This is a genomic window from Corynebacterium sp. 1103A (assembly GCF_055700955.1).
In genome coordinates, this window is sequence record NZ_JASTTF010000004.1 from 59623 (window position 1) to 76982 (window position 17360).

Here is a 17360-nt window from a genome sequence, read left to right on the forward strand (position 1 = left end):
AGGGCACAATTTCCTTTATCCCAGCAACCGTACCACGCCCACCCGACGCAGCCGGCGCGCCTTAGCGGAAGGTAGCGAACTTGCTAACTACCCACTTGGCGAGCGCCAACAAGATCACGCCCAGAGCGATGGAAACGATGGCCAGAGTGATGAAGAACGTGTTTTCCGCGCCGGCGTCATCCGGGTTGTAGAAGCCGGCCAGCGTGCCCGCCAGGGAGGTGCCCATGGCCACGGCCATCATCCACACCGCCATCATGCGCGACGGGAAGGCCTCCGGGGCGACCTTGGTCGCCAGAGAGTTGCCCACCGGCGACAGCAGCAGCTCGCCCATGGTGAACAGGAAGAGGATCCAGATGATGGCGAACATCGGGGTGGAGTTTGGGCCGCCGCCGCTGAACGGCAGGAAGAAGAACAGCGAGACGCCGATGATGACGTTGGCAATGCCGAACTTGGTCGGCGTCGACCACTGGCGGTCACCCAGCTTGGTCCAGATGAAGGCGAAAACACTGGAAAAGATGACGATGAAGATCGGGTTAATGAGCTGGACCATCGACGGCGGGATCTCGATGCCAAAGATGTGGCGGTCCAGGCGCATATCGGAGTAGATGGTCAGCACGGTGAACTGCTGCTGGAAGATGCCGAAGAAGAGCACGCCGGAGACGAACATCGGGATAAAACCGAGCAGGCGGCCGCGCTCCTGCGGGGTGGTCAGGCGGGAGCGGTACATCTGCAGCCACAGCGTCACCGCGGCGAGGAAGGCCACGACGGTGACGATGTTGGACAGCCACTCCAGCTTGACCACGCCGGAGGCGATAAGCCACACGCACACGACGACGATGACAGCCAGGACGGCCAGGGCCATCATTAGCTGCTGCCGCGAGACCGGGTTCGGGACCTCGTGGCCGGCTTCCTTGATGGTGCTGCCGCGCATGAGGGTGTACTGGACCAGGCCGAAGAACATGCCCACGGCGGCGATACCGAAGCCCCAGTGGAAGCCCTGCCAGCCCCACAGGAGCGTGGTAATCAGGGGGCCAAAGAGCGCGCCGATATTAACGCCCATATAGAAGATGGAGAACCCGCCATCGCGACGAGGATCATCGCGCGAGTACAGCGCGCCCAGAACCACCTGCGCCGTGGTCTTCACGCCGCCGGACCCCACGGCGATGAGCACCAGGCCGATGGCCAGGCCGGTGACCGCGGGGATGAAGGCCAGCGCCAGGTGACCCAGCATGACCATGATGGCCGAGTAGTACAGGGTGCGTTCCGCGCCGAGCACGCGGTCGGCTACCAGGGAGGCTAACAGGCAGGCCATGTAGACCAGGCCGCCGTAGGCGCCGACGATGGAGGTTGCCGCCGCCTTGGGGATCTCCAGGCCGCCCTCGGACACGGAGTAGTACATGTACAACAGGACCAGCGCCTGCATGCCGTAGAAGCTGAAACGCTCCCACATCTCCACACCGAAGAGGTTGGCCAGCCCCCACGGGTGGCCGAAGAACTGGCGTTGTGTTTCTTGTGGTTTACCGACGGCTGATGCGCCACCGGCACCGTGCGCGTCGCCCGACGCGTCTGACACTGAGTGAGCGTTTGTGATTCGTGGCATAGAAATATATAGCCACCTTCCACGCCACAACGCAATTAATGTGGGATCTGCCACCCCCGTTTTCTGGTGGGCTACCTCGCCCTTCCCGCCCGGTCGGACGAGTCAGGCCGGCCGGCGGTGCCCCGGCTGAGCAGGGCAATTCCCGGCCACTGATAGTTTTCGCTTACGCAGTCCCCGCCCCGCGCGCGGCGGCCGCGTGCCACCCCATATGAAAGGCCCGCGGCCGGGGGCTGTGCCGGCGGCGGGCCTTAAGTCTCACAAGGATTACCCCTGAACTTAGGAGTTTAGCTTGCGGTATTCAAAGACCTGGTCGATGATGCCGTATTCCTTGGCCTCTTCGGCGGTTAGGATCTTGTCGCGGTCGGTGTCGATGCGCACCTGCTCGGCCGTGCGGCCGGTGTGCTCGGCCAGCGTATTCTCCATCAGCTTGCGCATGCGCTCGATCTCGGCGGCCTGGATCTCCAGGTCGGAGACCTGGCCCTGGGTACCCTGGGTGGCGGGCTGGTGGATGAGCACGCGGGCGTTCGGCAGCGCGGCGCGCTTGCCCGGAGCGCCGGCAGCCAGCAGGACCGCCGCGGCGGAGGCCGCCTGGCCCAGGCAAACGGTCTGCACGTCAGGGCGCACGTAACGCATAGTGTCGTAAATAGCCATCAGTGCGGTGAAAGAACCGCCCGGGGAGTTGATGTACATGGTGATGTCGCGGTCCGGGTCCTGGGCTTCCAGGACTAGCAGCTGCGCCATGACATCGTTAGCGGAAGTGTCATCGACCTGGGTGCCCAGGAAGATGATGCGCTCTTCGAAGAGCTTCGAGTACGGGTTGGTCTCCTTGGTCCCCTGCGCGGACTGCTCGATGAACGACGGCAGCACGTAGCGGGAAGAAGGCATCTGCGATTGCGTCATATTAAAAATTCTCCTTGCTTCTGAGCTTTAGGTGGTGTGGTGCTACCTAGTTCTAGTTGTTGATGGGGCCGTTGACGGTCTCGATGACGTGGTCGACGATGCCGTAGTCCTTCGCCTGCGCGGCGGTGAACCAGCGGTCGCGGTCCGAGTCCTTCGTAATCTGCTCGAAGGTCTGGCCGGTGTGCTCAGCGATGAGTTCGGCCATCTCGCGCTTGGTGGCGGCGAACTGTTCGGCCTGGATGGCGATATCCGCGGCGGTGCCGCCCACGCCGGCGGAGGGCTGGTGCATCATGATGCGGGCATGCGGCAGGGCGAAACGCTTGCCCTTGGTGCCGCCGGAGAGCAGGAACTGACCCATGGAGGCGGCCAAGCCCATGCCGTAGGTGGCGACGTCACACGGCGAGTACTTCATGGTGTCGTAAATGGCCATGCCGGCGGTCACCGAGCCACCCGGGGAGTTGATGTAGAGGGAAATATCACGCGTCGGGTCCTCGGCGGACAACAGCAGGATCTGGGCGCAGAGCTTATTGGCAATCTCGTCATCAACCTGGGTACCCAGGAAGATGATGCGCTCGCGCAGCAGGCGCTCGTAGACGCTGTCGCCTAGGTTCATGCCCGGTGCCGGCGAGGTCATCTGAATACAGTCAGACATAGAATTCATAATCTCCTTGGTGACGGATCTTTGTCTTAATACGACCCACGATACTGTCTTTCCCGCCTCCCGTGGGACGTGTTCGCTGTCAGCGTTGCAGCCGCGGTGCAGCCGCCGCAGACAGACGAAAAGCCCAGCCGAAGCTGGGCTAGGCGGTCCCCGCCGCGGCCGATAAAAGCACGGCGGGAGGCGACCTTACTCGGAGTCGGTTGCCTCGTCCTCGTCCTCGTCGATCTCGCCGAAGTACTGGTCGACGTCGATCTTTTTGCCGTCCTCGTCCTTGACGTCAACGCGGCAGATAGCGGCGGCCAGGGCCTTGCCGCGGCGGACGTCGGCGAAGAGATTGCCGATCTGGCCGTTGGACTGCAGCTGCTGGACGAACTGGTTCGGGTCCATGCCGTAGGACTGCGCGGTGAACAGGATGTGGTCGGTCAGCTCCTGCTGGGAGACCTCCGGCTGCTCCTGCTCGGCGACGGTGTCCAGGAACAGCTGAGTACGCACGGACTCCTCGGCGGACTTGCGGGCGTCGGCGTCGAACTCCTCGCGGGTGGTGCCCTGCGCCTCGAGCAGCTGCGCCAGCGCCTTCTCGTCGTGAGCCAGCTGGCCCAGGACCTGGTGCAGCTGGGCGTGTGCCTGCTCTTCCACGATGGACTCCGGCAGCTCGAAGGAGACCTTGTCCAGGGCGGCCTTCAGGACCTCGTCGCGGATGTTGCCGGCCTGCTGGGCCTTCTTCTGCTCCTCGACCTGAGTCTTGGTGGCATCGCGCAGCTCGTCGATGGTGTCGAACTCGCTGGCCAGCTGGGCGAACTCGTCATCCAGGTCCGGCAGCTTGCGCTCCTTGGTCTGCTGGACGTGAACCTTGATGGTGGCCTCTTCGCCCTTGTGCTCGCCGGACTCCAGCTTGGCGGTGAACTCGGCGTCCTCGTCGGTCTTCAGGCCGCGCAGGGCAGTGTCCAGACCCTTGATGAGGTCGTCGTCGCCGATGCGGTAGTTCAGGCCCTCGGTGGAAGCCTCGTCGATCTTCTTGCCGTCAACCTCAGCGGTGAGATCGATGACGGCGATGTCGCCGGTCTTCATCTTGCGCTTGGTGTCCTTGAGTTCACCGAACCGCTCCTGCAGGTTCTCCAGCTCCTTGTCCACGTCGGTGTCCTCGACGGTGATGGCCGGGACGGTGACGGACAGGTCCGCAAAGTCCGGTACCTCGATCTCCGGGCGGACGTCGACCTCGGCGGTAAACTCCACGAAGTCCTTGTCTTCGATCTTAGAGATATCCACGTCCGGCTGGCCGATGACCTTCAGGTCGTTTTCGGTAACGGCCTGCTCGTAGCGGGACGGCAGCATGTCGTTGACGACCTGCTCGAGGATCGGGCCGCGGCCGAAGCGGGCATCGATAAGCTGGCGCGGCGCCTTGCCCTTGCGGAAGCCCGGGATGGCAACCTGCTGGGCGATTGCGGCGTAGGCCTGATCAATCTCTTTATCCAGCTCTGCGAACGGGACGTTGACGGTGAGCTTAACGCGGGTGTCGCTCAGCTTGTCGACGGTAGTCTTCACGAGTAACTCTCCTGGCTCTCAATTGGTAGAAGGATTTCTGGTACAGAGTATAAACAAGGGGCCCGGCAGCACCTCGCATGAGGGTGGCTGACAGGCCCCTATACGTCGGGGCGACAGGATTTGAACCTGCGACCCCCTGCTCCCAAAGCAGGTGCGCTACCAAGCTGCGCCACGCCCCGTATAGCTTGCCCTGCCAGCGCGGAAACCCCGCGCCGGCGTTGCTCGCCTAAGCTTACCGATGCCGCCGCGCTATGCCCAACTCCGGGTACCGGTTGGCCCGGTTTCCGCAGGCTCGGGGCGCACGGCGCGACCAATTAGCCGCTATTTCGCGTCCATCTCCGACGGGTGCGCACCGCCCCGGCCTTCCTCGCCGCGGTCCAGCGAGGTTATGCCGGCCATCTCGTCCTCGCTCAGCTCGAAGCCGAAGACGTCGAAGTTTTCACGGATGCGCTCCGGGCTGGCGGTCTTCGGGAAGACGATGGTCCCGTTCTGCAGGTGCCAGCGGATAATCACTTGCGCCGGGCTGACGCCGTGGGCCTCGGCCGGGTCGGTGATTTCCGGCTGCTCGAAGATATCGGTCTTGCCCTGGCCCAACGGCCCCCAGGCCTCGACCTTGATGCCGTGGGCCCGGGCGGCGTCGATGTCCTTCCACTGCTGGAAGTACGGGTGCAGCTCGATCTGGTTGACGGCCGGGGTGACGTCCGTGTTCATCTCCAGCTGGTCGAGGTGCTCGGGCAGGAAGTTGGACACGCCGATGGACTTCGCCTTGCCGGCCTCGCGCAACTCAATCAGCTGCTTCCAAGCCTCCACGTAGTTGCCGTCGGCGGGCACGGGCCAATGGATGAGATAGAGATCGACGTAATCGAGCCCCAGCTTGCCCAGGGAGGCATCCAGCGCTTCCGCCGCGTTGAGCTGGTTGTCGTTCCACAGCTTGGTGGTGATAAACAGCTCGTGGCGCGGGATGCCGGAGGCGGCAATCGCCCGGCCCACGCCCTCTTCGTTGCCGTAGATGGCGGCGGTATCGATGTGCCGGAGGCCCTGGCGCAGGGCTTCGGCGACCAGCTTTTCGGTCTTGTCTGGGTCCACCTGGAAGACGCCGTAGCCCAGCTGCGGGATGCGGTTGCCGTCGTTGAGCTCAATCATTGGTACGTTCATGCGCCCCACTGTACTGAAACCGCGCTTTTTAAGGCGTGAACGCGCCCCAGAGGAAGCCGACGGTACCGTTTTCCACCAGCAGGTAGACGCCAAGCCCGATGAAGACCACGGGCACGATGGCTTTCTCATATTTCTCCACCGTCTCCCCAATGGCCGGGATCTTCGCTAGCCGCCGGGACAGCTGGCACAGCAGGAAGATCCCCACCGCGAATACGGCGAGGATGACAAGGATCTGCGGCCCGGTGGTCCGGCTGAAATAGGGCACGTAGACGCCCAGGTTGTCCCCTCCCAGCGCCAGGGTCAGCGCGGTAAACGCGGCCAGCTTGGAGCCACGGCCGCGAACCTTGTCCGCGATCTCATCTTCGTCGACGTCCTCGTCCACGACCAGCACCCGGATGCCGAGCGCGATGGGGATTAGCCCCAGCAGGCCGATGCCCCAGTCGTGCGGGATGAGGTTTAACAAAACCGCCGCGGCCAGGCTGGCCACCACCAGGATCCCGGTGCCCAAGTACTGGCCGCCGTAGATGGCGCGGCCGTGGCGCGCGCCCTGCGTGGCGAACAGGATGGTCAGCACGACTAGGTAGTCAATCGAGGTCGAGATAAAGACCACGACCGCGGTCAGGATAGTTCCCACCACACTCCCCTTCCCCCAGCACCACAGGATCATTTTTCGCGCCCGTACGAAAAACGCCGAAGACCAGGCTACTGGACTTTTCCAATGCGCTGCATCTTCGGCGTTGCTTGGAGGGAATGACGGGAATCGAACCCGCGTCTTCAGCTTGGAAGGCTGAGGTATTAGCCACTATACGACATTCCCACTGCCCCTTTTAAAGGCGCGGGAACAATGATAGCGCATGGTTTGGGCCGCGCCCAAAACCGCCCGGGCGGGCCGTGGGCCCTCACCGAACGTGCCCCCTAAAGCTCAACGGGAGGGAACTTTTCGGGATAGTCTGGCGTTTAACCTAATAGGTACCCAGAGAAGTACCCCGCGCCGGGGCCCACCTGGCCCGCCTGGCGCGGGAGACAACACTCGATTATCGGGAAGTGAACTTTTTAGACATGGATTTGCTCATCCTTCTTATCGTGGTCGGCGGCGGCATGGCCTGGTGGACCAGCAGCAACAACAAGAAAAAAACCGAGCAGCGCCAGCAGCAACAGTTGGAAGACGCGCAGGCTGAGGCGCGGCGCTGGATCGAGCGCCTGGGTGGCCAGGTGATGAGCCTGTCCGGCACCGACAAGGCCTCCCAGCAGGCAATGGCGGATGCCTCGGAGCGTTTCACCGCGGCGAATTCCGCTATCTCGCGGGCGAACACCACCAAGCAGGCGCACCTGGCCCGCGAGTCCGCGCTCGAGGGCCTGCATTACGTCAACGCGGCGCGCGAAATCATGGGCATGGATCCGGGCCCGCAGCTGCCCCCGCTGGAGGGCCAGCGCAAGGCCGGAAAGGTCACCGAACGCCGCACGGTCGACGCCGGCGGCCAGGAGATCACCGCCTCCCCGTACGCGTCCGACGAGACCCCGAACTACTACCCCGGCGGCACGGTGGCCGGCCGCCCGGTCCCGGCCGGCTGGTACTCCCGCCCGTGGTGGGCGGACGCCATGGCTACCGGCGTATGGATGATGGGCTATTCCATGATGTTTAACGCCATGTTCGCCGGCATGGCCGGCGTCGGCTACTCCGGCGAGGAGGCGGCCGCCGGCGACTTCAGCGACGGCGGCGACATGGGGGACGCCGGCGACGCCGGGGACATGGGCGACGGCGGCGGACTCTTCGACGGCGGCATCTTTGACGGCGGCCTGCTCGGCGGCGACGGCTTCGACTTCGACTTCTAAGCGAAGCGTCCGCACAAAGGCGCCGGGGAGAAGCACTTGTAGTGGTGTTCTCCCCGGCGCCTTTCGTCTGACTAGATAGGCCTAACTAGCAGGCTGGCTAGCTAGCTTAAGCCTCCGGTACCTCCGGGGCGATCCCGGTGCGCTCGTAGTCGGCCAGGATGTCGATCCGGCGCTGGTGGCGCTCCGCGCCCGACCATTCCTGGTCCAGGAAGGCGTCCACGATGGCCAGGGCCTGCTCCGGGGTGTGCATGCGGCCGCCGATGCCGATGAGCTGGGCGTTGTTGTGCTCGCGGGCTAGGCGCGCGGTCTCTTCCGACCACGCGAGGGCGCAGCGCGCGCCCTCGACCTTGTTGGCCGCAATCTGCTCACCGTTGCCGGAGCCGCCCAGCACGATCCCCAAAGAACCCGGGTCGTTGACCGTGCGCTGGGCTGCCTCGATGCAAAACGCCGGGTAGTCATCCTCCGGGTCGAGGGTGTGGGCGCCGCAATCGATGACCTCGTGGCCGGCGTCGGACAAGTGCTGTGCAATCAGGTTTTTGGTCTCAAAACCTGCGTGATCTGCTCCTAGGTATACGCGCATAATTCTTATCCTACCGCCGGGCCTACTCGGCCGCCGGCATCTCGGTGCGGGTCCGCTTGAGCTCGAAGAAATAGGGGAACTCCGCGAGCTTGACGGCGGCATCGAAAAGCTCGCCGGCCTCCTCGCCGCGCGGGACGCGGGTGATGACCGGGCCGAAGAAGGCGGTCTCGCCCAGCTTGACCACCGGGGTGCCGACGTCCTCGCCGACCGAATCGATGCCCTCCTGGTGGAAGCGCTTCAGCTCCTGGTCGGCGTCGGTGGTATTCGCTACCTCGGCGTAGGCCGCGTCCAGGCCGGCCTGGTCGAGGGCCTGGGTGATTACCTCGTCATAAGCGCCGTAGCCCTTCTTGCCTGCGTTGCCGTCCACGTGGACCAGGGTGCCCATCGCCGTGTAGAGCTCGTCGACTTTGGCCGGCTCCTGCGTGGCCACGCGGGCGAAGACGCGGGCCGGGCTCCAGTTGGCCTCCATGGCCTCTAGGTAGGCCGGGTCCAGATCGCGGCCCTCGTTGAGCACGGACAGAGACATCGGCACGAAGGTGACCTCGATGTCGCGGACCTTCTCGGCCTCCTTGATCCACCGCGAGGTGGCCCAAGCGAACGGGCACGAGACGTCGAACCAGAACTTCACCTGCTGAGTCATGAACGTTTTCTCCTAAATTCTTTGGTTGCTTAAGGATTTCTGCGCACCCCAGCCTAGGCGACGGCTAGGCTGGACCGTAGCCTAAAATTCACCACCTAGGAGGTAAGACAGCTATGACCTCGACAAACTTGACTCGTGACGAGGCCCAGCATCGCTCGCAGATGCTGCGAGTCAACCATTACGACGTCGCCTTGGACTTAACGCAGTCGGACACGCACTTCATCTCCACCACCCGCGTGGACTTTTCGTGCCTGCGCCCGGGCAGCACCTTCCTGGATCTGCGCGCCGAGGAGATCCTGGACGTGCGCCTGAGCGGGGCTCCCCTGCCGACCGCCGCCTACGAGCCGGAGTTCGGCATCCCGCTGTCCGGCCTACAGGTCGCGGATTACACCATCGAGGTCACCGCCCGCATCCCCTACTCCCGCACGGGAGAGGGCCTGCACCGCTTCGTCGACCCGGCCGATGACCAGCCCTACCTGTACACCCAGTTCGAGACCGCCGACGCCAAGCGGGTCTTCGCCTGCTTCGACCAGCCCGATCTCAAGGCGACCTACGACTTGTCCTTCGCCGTGCCGGTGGGCTGGCGGGTTATCACCAACGGGCCAGTGACCCAGCGCGGCAATACCTTTAGCTGCCACCTGGACTACCCGCTGTCGACCTACCTGATCGCCGTGTGCGCCGGCCCTTACGTCGAGTTCACCGACACCTGGCGCGGACAGCTTTTCGCCCACCCGGAGGGCCAGCCCGCCCAGGACCTAGAGGTCCCGCTGGGTCTGTACTGCCGCCAGTCCCTGGCCGAGCACCTGGACCACAAGCGCCTGTTCACCGAGACCAAGCAGGGCTTTGACTTCTACCACCGCAACTTCGGCTTCGCCTACCCCTACGGCAAGTACGACCAGATCTTCGTGCCGGAGTTCAACGCCGGCGCCATGGAAAACGCCGGCTGTGTGACCATCCGCGACGAGTACGTCTTCGCCTCCCAGGCCACCCACTACATGTACGAGCGCCGCGCGGACACCATCCTCCACGAGCTGGCACACATGTGGTTCGGGGACCTGGTGACCATGCAGTGGTGGAATGACCTGTGGCTCAACGAGTCCTTCGCCACCTGGTCCGCTGCCATCTCCCAGGCGGAGCAGACCCAGTACGACACGGCCTGGGTAACCTTCGCCAACGTGGAGAAGGCCTGGGCTTACCAGCAGGACCAGCTGCCCACCACGCACCCCATCTCCACGGACGCCTCGGACATCGAGACCGTCGAGCAGAACTTCGACGGGATTACCTACGCCAAGGGCGCCAGCGTGCTTAAGCAGCTGCAGGCCTACGTCGGCCGCGAGAACTTCTTCGCCGGGGTGCGCCGCCACTTTGCCGCCCACGCCTGGGGCAACGCCACCTTCGACGACCTGCTGCGCCACCTGACCGAGGCCTCCGGCCGCGACCTATCTTTCTGGGCTAAGCAGTGGCTCAAGACCATCGGCGTGAACTCGCTCAAGGCCAGCTTTAACGTGGACAACGGCGCCTACACGGACTTCGCCGTCGAGCAGTCCGGGGATACCCTGCGCACCCACCGCGTGGCCGTAGGGCTCTACCGCCTGGACGACGGGAAGGTCACCCGCTATCAGCGCGTCGAGCTGGACATCGACGGCGCCCGCACCGACGTCGCCGAGCTGGTCGGCGCCCCGGCCGCGGACCTGGTCCTGGTCAACGACGACGATCTGACCTACGCTCTGCAGGATCTGGACCCCGCCTCCCGCGACTTCGTGGTGGACAACATCGACAAGATCGCCGATCCGATGGCGCGCACCCTATGCTGGTCCGCCGCCTGGGAGATGACCCGCGCGGGCAGCATGCGCGCCCGGGACTTCATCGCCCTGGTCGCCCGCGGCGCGGCCGCAGAGACCGAACTGTCGGTCCTCGAGCGCATCCTCACCCAGGCCGTGCAGGCCCAGCTGCGCTACGCCGATCCCACCTGGGCCAAGGACACTACCCTGTTGGCCGATGCCATTTTGGCAGGCGCCCGCAGCGACGACGAGCAGCGCCGCCTGGTCTTCGCCAAGGCCCTAGGAGCCCTGCCGCTGACTGAGGCCTCCCGCGATTACTTCCGCGAGGTGCTGGAGGACTCCGAGGACAACGGCATGCGCTGGCGCGCCGTGGCCGCCCTGGTCGCCGGTGGGGCCGTGGAGGACGCGGACAAGCTCATCGATGCCGAGCTCGAGCGCGACAACTCCGCCACCGGCTACCAGGCTTCTCTCAAGGCGCGCGCGGCTATCAACACCGCTGAAAACAAGAAGGCGGTCTGGCGCGAGCTCGTCGACGGCCAGCTGGGCAACCGGGACACCGGCTCAAAGCTGGCTGGCCTGGTCTTCCCCGGCGCGGAAGACAACCTGCCCAGCGAGGGCTACTTCGAGGTGGCAGAAAAGATCTGGGACGGCCAGTCCCACGAGATCGCCCTGGCGACGGTCACCGGCCTCTTCCCGTCCTGGGACGTCAGCCAGGCAACCGTGGATCGCGCCGAGGAATTCCTGCGCCGCGATCTGCCCACCGGACTGCGCCGCGTGGTGACCGAGCAGCGTGACCGCACCGCCCGCGCGGTGCGCAACCGGGCGGTGGACGCCAGCTAACAGGATGGGCGTTACGCTGGGATTTTAGCAGATTTGCACCCAAAACCACTAAGCGGCGAGCTGTGATTATTAGCTCGCCGCTTTCGTTATGCCCGGTTATGCCCGGTTCGATAATATTTTTCCTGTCCCCCTTGTTTGTTACTAGTGGAAAGGCACTTAGATGTTAGCCACTGTCCTCGCCCCGGACTCCGTCCTGGCGATCGTACTGCAAGTGGTCATTATTCTTGTTGCCCTGGTGCTGGGTACCCGCTACGGCGGGCTCGGCCTGGGCCTGATTTCCGGTATCGGCCTGCTACTCATGGTCTTCGTCTTCGGATTGGCCCCGGGCGAGCCACCGGTATCGGTGATGCTGACCATCATCGCAGTTATCGGCTGCGCCGCGACCCTCCAACAGGCGCGCGGCCTCGAAGTCATGATGCAATTCGCCGAGAAGATCCTGCGCGCCCACCCGGAGCGCATCACCATTCTCGCTCCCCTGACCACGTGGTTTTTGACCGTGCTCTGCGGCACCGGCCACGTCGTCTACACGATGTTCCCCATCATCGAGGACATCGCCCTGAAGAAGGGCATCCGCCCCGAGCGCCCCATGGCAGTGGCCTCCACCTCGGCCCAGATGGGTATCACCGCCTCGCCGGTCTCGGTTGCCACCGTCTCGCTGGCCTCCATCCTGGCCGAGCACGCCGGCGCCATCGACCAGGCCTACTCCATCCCGCAGATCCTCATGGTCGCCATCCCGGCCTCCCTGTCCGGTGTCATCCTGGCCGCCCTGTGGTCCCTGCGCCGCGGCAAGGACCTGGACAAAGACCCAGTCTTCCAGGAGCGCATGCAGGACCCCGAGTTCGCGGACTCCATTAAAAACTCCAGCCACTCGCTCATCGGCGTGGAATTCCCCAAGGAAGCCAAGCGCTCCGTAGTCATCTTCCTGGTCGCCATCGTCTGCGTGGTCTTCCTCGGCGCCTTCGACTTCCTGCGCCCGCTCGTCCCGGGCGAAGACGGCGAGCTCTCGCCGGTGTCGATGAACCTGGTCATCCAGATGGTCATGCTGGTCGCCGGCGCCGTCATCCTGATGAGCTGCAAGGTCGACCACAGAAAGATCGCCAGCACCCCGGTCTTCAAGGCCGGCATGACCGCGGTTTTCTCCGTCTTCGGCGTGGCCTGGATGGCGGACACCTTCTTCCAGGCGCACATCGATGCCCTGGAGGCCGGCCTCGGCGACGTCGTCGCCCAAGCCCCGTGGGCCTACGCCGTCGTGCTGATCATCGTCTCGAAGCTGGTCAACTCCCAGGGCGCGGCCCTGGTGGCCATCGCCCCCATCGGCCTGCAGCTGGGTATCGACCCGGCCGTCATCGTCGGCTTCTACGGCGCGGCCTACGGCTACTTCATCCTGCCGACCTACCCGTCGGACCTGGCCTGCATCGGTTTCGACCGCACGGGCACGACCCGCATCGGCAAGTTCGTCATCAACCACTCCTTCATCATCCCGGGCACCATCTCGGTGCTGACCTCCTGTGTGGTCGGTTCCCTGCTCGCGCAGGTTCTCCTCTAGCCCTGCGGGGCCCGCGCCCGCCCCTTAGATATCTAGGTGCAGCTTCGCGACGTCGCCGCGCAATGCCATCTCGGTGAAATCCAGAGGGCGTCCGGCGAAGTCGAGCGCGCAGCGCTGCACCCGCAGGATAGGCGTGGTGCGCGAAATCCTCAGCGCCTTCTGCTCCACCGCGTTCGGCAGCGCCGGCTCCAAGGACTGCCGGTAGCTGGCCGGACGCCGCCGCTCCCAGTGGCCCTGCAGATCCGCCGCCGGCACGAGGTCGTGCGAATACAGCGCCGGGGTCCCGTCGACGGTGTGCAGCCTCTTGACGGACCAGACCCGGTCGGTCTCCGCAATCGCTAGCTACTCCGCCACCTTCGGCGGCACCTGCACGTGAGACTCCTCGAGCTCGTCAATGACGAGCTCGTTTTCGTCGTTGCGCAGCTGCGCTCCCGGTCCTCGACGCGGCCCAAGTCCACCACCGGCGCCGTTGTGCGCACGAACGTGCCCCCGGTGCGGCCGCGGCGTCGATCAATAAGCCCCTCCAGCTGGAGGATATCCAGCGCGTGCCGCACCGTCATGCGGGCGACGTTGAATTCGTGGACGAGCGCGCGCTCGGTGGGAAACCGGTCGCCCGGTCGCAACTCGGCGCGTTAGATGCGCCCCCGCAGAGCGTCCGCGATGGCCAGGTAGGCCGGCTTAGAACTGGGCTGCTTAGTCACAGATTAAGTTTAGCGCATGAATCTGCGCGAGGTGTTCGACCCACGCGACCTATTCCACGCGCGGGCGCACCTGGATCTCGGTCAGCTGCGTGGTCGGGCCGGCGTCCACGACCGCGCGCACCGCCCGCGCGATTTCGGCCGGGGCGATAACCTCGTCGCGGTTGTAGTCGGTCAGCCCCTGCAACATCGCGGTATCCGTGGGCCCGGGCGCCACGGTGCTCACCCGGATGCCGTGCTCGGACTTGCGCAGCCCGTCGGCCAGGGCGTAGAGCGCGTGCTTGGTGGCCGCGTAGACCACGTTGTCGCCGAAGCCGCCGCGGCCGGCGCCGGAGTTGATGAATACCACGGTTCCGCCGGCGCGGTTGAGCGCTGGCAGGAGGCGCTGGGTCAACATGGCCGGGGCCACCACGTTGATGGATAGGTGGCCTTCCCAGTCGTCCCGGCTGGCCGATGCCACCGAGCGCCGCTGCGCAATCGCCGCCGCGTGGACCAGCACGTCGACGTGGTCTAGCTCCGGCAGGTCGAAGTCCTCGGTCAGGTCCGCGCGCACGCAGGTCACGCCGGGCCCCTCCAGCTCGGCGAGGCGCTCGGCGTTGCGGCCGATGGCCACGACGCGGTGGTCGCGGGACAAATCCGCGACGATCTCGCGGCCCATCCCGCCTGTGGCACCGGTGACGACGGCGGTCTTGGTCTGTTCTTGGTTAGTCATGCCGGCCAGTCTAGGCGCTTTAGCGGAAGCGCCGGGGCACGTCCGGGGTGCCCAGGGTGAGCATCAGGCGGTTTGCCCAGTTGAAAAAGGACGAAGAATAGATAACGTCCAGGACCGCTTGGTCGTCGAGGCCCGCCGCCCGCAGTGCGTCGACGTGCTCGGCGCCGAATTGCAGCGGGGTCCGGCTAATGGCCACCGCGGCATCCCGGATGGCGGCCCAGTCCGCCCGCCCCAAATCGATGTCGACGCCGTCGTCGAGGAGGCGGTCGATGGTCTCCCAGTCGCCGCCCTCGTCAACGTAGCGCTGCTGGTGCACGGAGGCGCAGTACTCGCAGCCGTTGAGGCGCGAGACCACCGTGGCGGCCAGCTCGCGCTCCGCGCGGCCCAGCCCGCCGTCGGTGTTGTAGAAAATGTCCAGGTCCGTCAGGGTGCGGGCCTTCAGTGCGGCGGGGTCGCGGGCCAGCAGGCGGAAGTAGGGCTGCTCGATGCGCTCCGGCTTAATCAGCGCCTCGCGCTGCTCCTCGGTGAAGTCTTCCTTGCTCAGCCCCGGCACCCAGGGCTTCCAGCCCAGCGCGTGGTTGACAAAGCGGCCCGGGTGGACCGCCTCGGGGGTCTCCACCCCGCCCGTGACCTCCCAGCCGGGTCGCTCCTGCGGGGTCTCCGCCACGGCCCCCGGCGCGGCCGGGGCCTCGCCGCCCAACACCGCGATACCGCGCACCACGCGCAACTGGAAGGCCAAAAAGCTAATCAGCTGCGCCAGGCTAACCATGCCCGTCGGGCCCCACCCGCTGGCGCCCAGGTGGCCGATGGTCGCCGGATCCGCGTCCTTCGGGTGGAAGACCAGAAGGTGCGCGAAGTCGAAGGCCGCGCCCAGGCGCTCGCCCAGGCCTTCGAAGGTGCTGTGTCCCCCGCCTGCGTAGGGCCCGCGGTGCTGTCCGGCCGCGATGGCCTCCTTGACTGGGGCGAGAAGCTCCTCGTCCTCGTCGCCTAAAAGGTCCAGGTAGAACTCCGCCGGGAGGCCGGCCTGCGTAATACCCGCCACGAAGGCGGCCACGGCGTAGCGCTCCGCCTGGCTAAACTCGCCGGCCTCCGCCGGCTCGAGCAGCGCTGCGAAGCTCAGCTGGGCGTTCTCGCGGGCCGCCGGCCGGGCGTTGCGCAGCTGGCGAACGGCGGGGCTGGTCTGCGCCAGCTCGTCGATGATATCGGTCATTATTTCTCCTCGGTTCTTTGTTTCTGCTTGCTGCTTCTTCGCTTTTCGCTCTTACAGGCCCAAGTTTAGGTCGCCACCGCGGTAGCGGGAGCCGGGGATGGCCGCGATGAGCCGGCGGGTGAGATCCGCCTGCGGGTTGGTAAAAACTTCGGCGGTCGGGCCGTATTCGACCTGCCGGCCCGCCCCCAGCACGCTGACGGTGTCGCTGACCTGGTTGACCACGGCTAGATCGTGGGAGATGAAGATATAGTTCAGCCCCAGCTCCTGCTGCAAGTCGTCGAGCAGTCGCAGGATCTGCGACTGGACGGTCACGTCCAGGGCGGAGACCGCCTCATCCAGCACGACCAGCTCCGGCTCAATGATCATGGCGCGGGCGATCGCCACGCGCTGGCGCTGCCCGCCGGATAGGCGCGCCGGCAGGCGCTGGCCCATGTCCGGGTCCAGGGCGACCAACTCCATAAACTCGCGTGCAGCCTCCCGCGCCCGGGCCCGCTTCATCCCGCGGAAATTCACCAGGGGCTCGGCGATGGTATCCGCGATGGTGCGGCGCGGGTCCAGCGAGCTATACGGGTTCTGGTAGACCAGCTGGACCTGGCGGCGGGCCTCGCGCCGGCCGGCCGCATCCAGCTCGGTCAGCTCCGTGCCGCCCAGCCAGATGCTGCCCGCGGTCGGTTGGTTGAACATCGCCACGGACCGGCCGGTGGTGGTCTTGCCGGAGCCGGACTCGCCCACCAGCGCGTGCGTGGTGCCCTTAGCAACCTCGAAGCTCACACCGTCCACGGCGGTGAAGTCGCCGAAGCGCTGCATCAGGCCGTCCACCCGGAGCAACGGCTTCGTGCCGGCGGCGACCGGGGTGGACTGCTGCCGGGTGAAATCGGCGGCGGTCAGGGAGGGGGCATCGGCAAGCAGTCGCTTGGAATACGGGTGCTGCGGGTCGGTGAGCACCGTGGCCGCCAGGCCGGACTCGCGGACCTGGCCGGCCTCCATGACCACGATCTGGTCCGCGCGGTCACCCGCCACGGCCAGGTCGTGCGTGATAAACAGCAGGCCCAGGCCGAGCTCTTCGCGCATGTCGTCCAGCAGGTCCAGGATGGTCTTCTGCACCGTCACATCGAGGGCACTGGTGGGCTCGTCGGCGATGATAAGCTCTGGCTCCAGCGCCACCGCCGCGGCGATGAGTACGCGCTGTTTCATGCCGCCGGACAGCTCGTGCGGGTACTGATGGTAGCGGCGCTCCGGGTCATCGATGCCGACCCGCTCCAGCAGCTCCAGCGCCCGGGCGCGCCGATCCCCACGCCCGTGGATTTCCATGCCCTCTTCCACCGCGGCGCCGATGGTCTTTAGCGGGTTCAGAGAGTTGTTCGGATCCTGCGGCACCAGCCCGATGTGGGCGCCGCGGATGCCGCGCCATTGCTTGCGGCTAAGCCCGGTCAGGTCGCGGCCCTGGAAGGTCACGGAGCCGGCATCGACGGCGGCGTTGTCCGGCAACAGCCCCAGGATGGCCAGCGCCGAGGTGGACTTGCCCGAGCCGGACTCGCCGACGATGGCGGTCATCTGGCCCGGCTCCACCTCAAGGTTCACGCCCTGGACCGCCGGGGAGCCGTCGTAGGAGACGTTCAAGTCAGTAACAGTTAACAGTGACACGAGTTCTGCTCCTTGTGG

At 65.6% G+C, this 17360-nt stretch carries 16 protein-coding genes and 2 tRNA genes; 3 read left to right on the plus strand and 15 right to left on the minus strand.

All coding sequences use genetic code 11. The annotated features are described in order from the left end of the window. Nucleotides 1-61 precede the first annotated feature (61 nt). The 8 genes from QQS52_RS04405 to QQS52_RS04440 form a co-directional block, all read right to left on the minus strand. The gene (locus tag QQS52_RS04405; protein ID WP_472772749.1) at nt 62-1600 is read right to left on the minus strand and encodes a peptide MFS transporter; all 1539 of its coding nucleotides are present in this window, start codon (nt 1598-1600) and stop codon (nt 62-64) included. 276 nt (nt 1601-1876) lie between these two features. Next, nucleotides 1877-2500: an ATP-dependent Clp protease proteolytic subunit gene (locus tag QQS52_RS04410; protein WP_070769069.1), complete on the minus strand. Its 624-nt coding sequence runs from the start codon at nt 2498-2500 to the stop codon at nt 1877-1879. A gap of 52 nt (nt 2501-2552) precedes the next feature. After that, nucleotides 2553-3152, minus strand: coding sequence for an ATP-dependent Clp protease proteolytic subunit (locus QQS52_RS04415; RefSeq protein WP_472772750.1), 600 nt, complete (start codon nt 3150-3152; stop codon nt 2553-2555). A gap of 195 nt (nt 3153-3347) precedes the next feature. Beyond that, entirely contained in the window at nt 3348-4703 is a 1356-nt protein-coding gene (gene tig / locus QQS52_RS04420; protein ID WP_472772751.1) for a trigger factor, read from the minus strand. A gap of 105 nt (nt 4704-4808) precedes the next feature. Then, nucleotides 4809-4882, minus strand: a tRNA-Pro gene (locus QQS52_RS04425). Nucleotides 4883-5024: 142 nt separating this feature from the next. Continuing rightward, nucleotides 5025-5858 carry an aldo/keto reductase gene (locus tag QQS52_RS04430; RefSeq protein ID WP_472772752.1) on the minus strand — a complete coding sequence of 278 codons (834 nt, stop codon included), beginning with the start codon at nt 5856-5858 and terminating at the stop codon, nt 5025-5027. Nucleotides 5859-5886: 28 nt separating this feature from the next. Then, nucleotides 5887-6495, minus strand: a complete 609-nt coding sequence (locus QQS52_RS04435; protein ID WP_472772753.1) for a CadD family cadmium resistance transporter — start codon at nt 6493-6495, stop codon at nt 5887-5889. 105 nt (nt 6496-6600) lie between these two features. Beyond that, nucleotides 6601-6675: transfer RNA gene (locus QQS52_RS04440), tRNA-Gly, on the minus strand. Nucleotides 6676-6917: 242 nt separating this feature from the next. On the opposite strand from QQS52_RS04440, the gene QQS52_RS04445 reads away from it, so the two are divergent. Next, on the plus strand, nt 6918-7691 hold the full coding sequence (locus QQS52_RS04445) for a DUF1542 domain-containing protein (protein ID WP_472772754.1): 774 nt from the start codon (nt 6918-6920) through the stop codon (nt 7689-7691). A 106-nt stretch (nt 7692-7797) separates the two neighbouring features. Here QQS52_RS04445 and QQS52_RS04450 read toward each other — a convergent pair whose 3' ends face one another. Together QQS52_RS04450 and QQS52_RS04455 are read right to left on the minus strand one after the other, a co-directional pair. Continuing rightward, the gene (locus QQS52_RS04450; RefSeq protein ID WP_296206562.1) at nt 7798-8271 is read right to left on the minus strand and encodes a ribose-5-phosphate isomerase; all 474 of its coding nucleotides are present in this window, start codon (nt 8269-8271) and stop codon (nt 7798-7800) included. Between the two features lie 22 nt (nt 8272-8293). Further along, nucleotides 8294-8911: a mycothiol-dependent nitroreductase Rv2466c family protein gene (locus QQS52_RS04455; RefSeq protein ID WP_472772755.1), complete on the minus strand. Its 618-nt coding sequence runs from the start codon at nt 8909-8911 to the stop codon at nt 8294-8296. A 113-nt stretch (nt 8912-9024) separates the two neighbouring features. Between QQS52_RS04455 and pepN the strand changes: the two genes are divergently transcribed. Next, entirely contained in the window at nt 9025-11532 is a 2508-nt protein-coding gene (gene pepN / locus QQS52_RS04460; protein ID WP_472772756.1) for an aminopeptidase N, read from the plus strand. Nucleotides 11533-11692: 160 nt separating this feature from the next. Further along, complete coding sequence (locus tag QQS52_RS04465) at nt 11693-13078, plus strand: anaerobic C4-dicarboxylate transporter (RefSeq protein WP_472772757.1); 1386 nt, start codon at nt 11693-11695, stop codon at nt 13076-13078. 24 nt (nt 13079-13102) lie between these two features. On the opposite strand, the gene QQS52_RS04470 is transcribed toward QQS52_RS04465, so the two are convergent. From QQS52_RS04470 to QQS52_RS04490, 5 genes are all read right to left on the minus strand, one after another. Further along, complete coding sequence (locus QQS52_RS04470; RefSeq protein ID WP_472772758.1) at nt 13103-13333, minus strand: UTRA domain-containing protein; 231 nt, start codon at nt 13331-13333, stop codon at nt 13103-13105. Nucleotides 13334-13416: 83 nt separating this feature from the next. Then, nucleotides 13417-13701: a GntR family transcriptional regulator gene (locus tag QQS52_RS04475; protein ID WP_472772759.1), complete on the minus strand. Its 285-nt coding sequence runs from the start codon at nt 13699-13701 to the stop codon at nt 13417-13419. Nucleotides 13702-13828: 127 nt separating this feature from the next. Beyond that, nucleotides 13829-14488: an SDR family oxidoreductase gene (locus tag QQS52_RS04480; protein ID WP_472772760.1), complete on the minus strand. Its 660-nt coding sequence runs from the start codon at nt 14486-14488 to the stop codon at nt 13829-13831. 19 nt (nt 14489-14507) lie between these two features. Then, entirely contained in the window at nt 14508-15698 is a 1191-nt protein-coding gene (locus QQS52_RS04485) for an alkylhydroperoxidase domain protein (RefSeq protein ID WP_472772761.1), read from the minus strand. Between the two features lie 51 nt (nt 15699-15749). Continuing rightward, nucleotides 15750-17342 (minus strand): dipeptide ABC transporter ATP-binding protein, encoded by a 1593-nt coding sequence (locus QQS52_RS04490; protein WP_472772762.1) that lies wholly within the window; start codon nt 17340-17342, stop codon nt 15750-15752. Nucleotides 17343-17360 lie beyond the last annotated feature (18 nt).

Excerpts from the sequence above, each read along its gene's own strand:
- QQS52_RS04445 (WP_472772754.1), top strand. The coding sequence starts at position 6,918 with ATGGATTTGCTCATCCTTCTTATCGTGGTCGGCGGCGGCATGGCCTGG.
- QQS52_RS04405 (WP_472772749.1), bottom strand. The coding sequence starts at position 1,600 with ATGCCACGAATCACAAACGCTCACTCAGTGTCAGACGCGTCGGGCGAC.
- QQS52_RS04430 (WP_472772752.1), bottom strand. The coding sequence starts at position 5,858 with ATGAACGTACCAATGATTGAGCTCAACGACGGCAACCGCATCCCGCAG.
- QQS52_RS04485 (WP_472772761.1), bottom strand. The coding sequence starts at position 15,698 with ATGACCGATATCATCGACGAGCTGGCGCAGACCAGCCCCGCCGTTCGC.
- QQS52_RS04480 (WP_472772760.1), bottom strand. The coding sequence starts at position 14,488 with ATGACTAACCAAGAACAGACCAAGACCGCCGTCGTCACCGGTGCCACA.
- QQS52_RS04415 (WP_472772750.1), bottom strand. The coding sequence starts at position 3,152 with ATGTCTGACTGTATTCAGATGACCTCGCCGGCACCGGGCATGAACCTA.
- QQS52_RS04450 (WP_296206562.1), bottom strand. The coding sequence starts at position 8,271 with ATGCGCGTATACCTAGGAGCAGATCACGCAGGTTTTGAGACCAAAAAC.
- QQS52_RS04465 (WP_472772757.1), top strand. The coding sequence starts at position 11,693 with ATGTTAGCCACTGTCCTCGCCCCGGACTCCGTCCTGGCGATCGTACTG.
- pepN (WP_472772756.1), top strand. The coding sequence starts at position 9,025 with ATGACCTCGACAAACTTGACTCGTGACGAGGCCCAGCATCGCTCGCAG.
- QQS52_RS04455 (WP_472772755.1), bottom strand. The coding sequence starts at position 8,911 with ATGACTCAGCAGGTGAAGTTCTGGTTCGACGTCTCGTGCCCGTTCGCT.
- QQS52_RS04410 (WP_070769069.1), bottom strand. The coding sequence starts at position 2,500 with ATGACGCAATCGCAGATGCCTTCTTCCCGCTACGTGCTGCCGTCGTTC.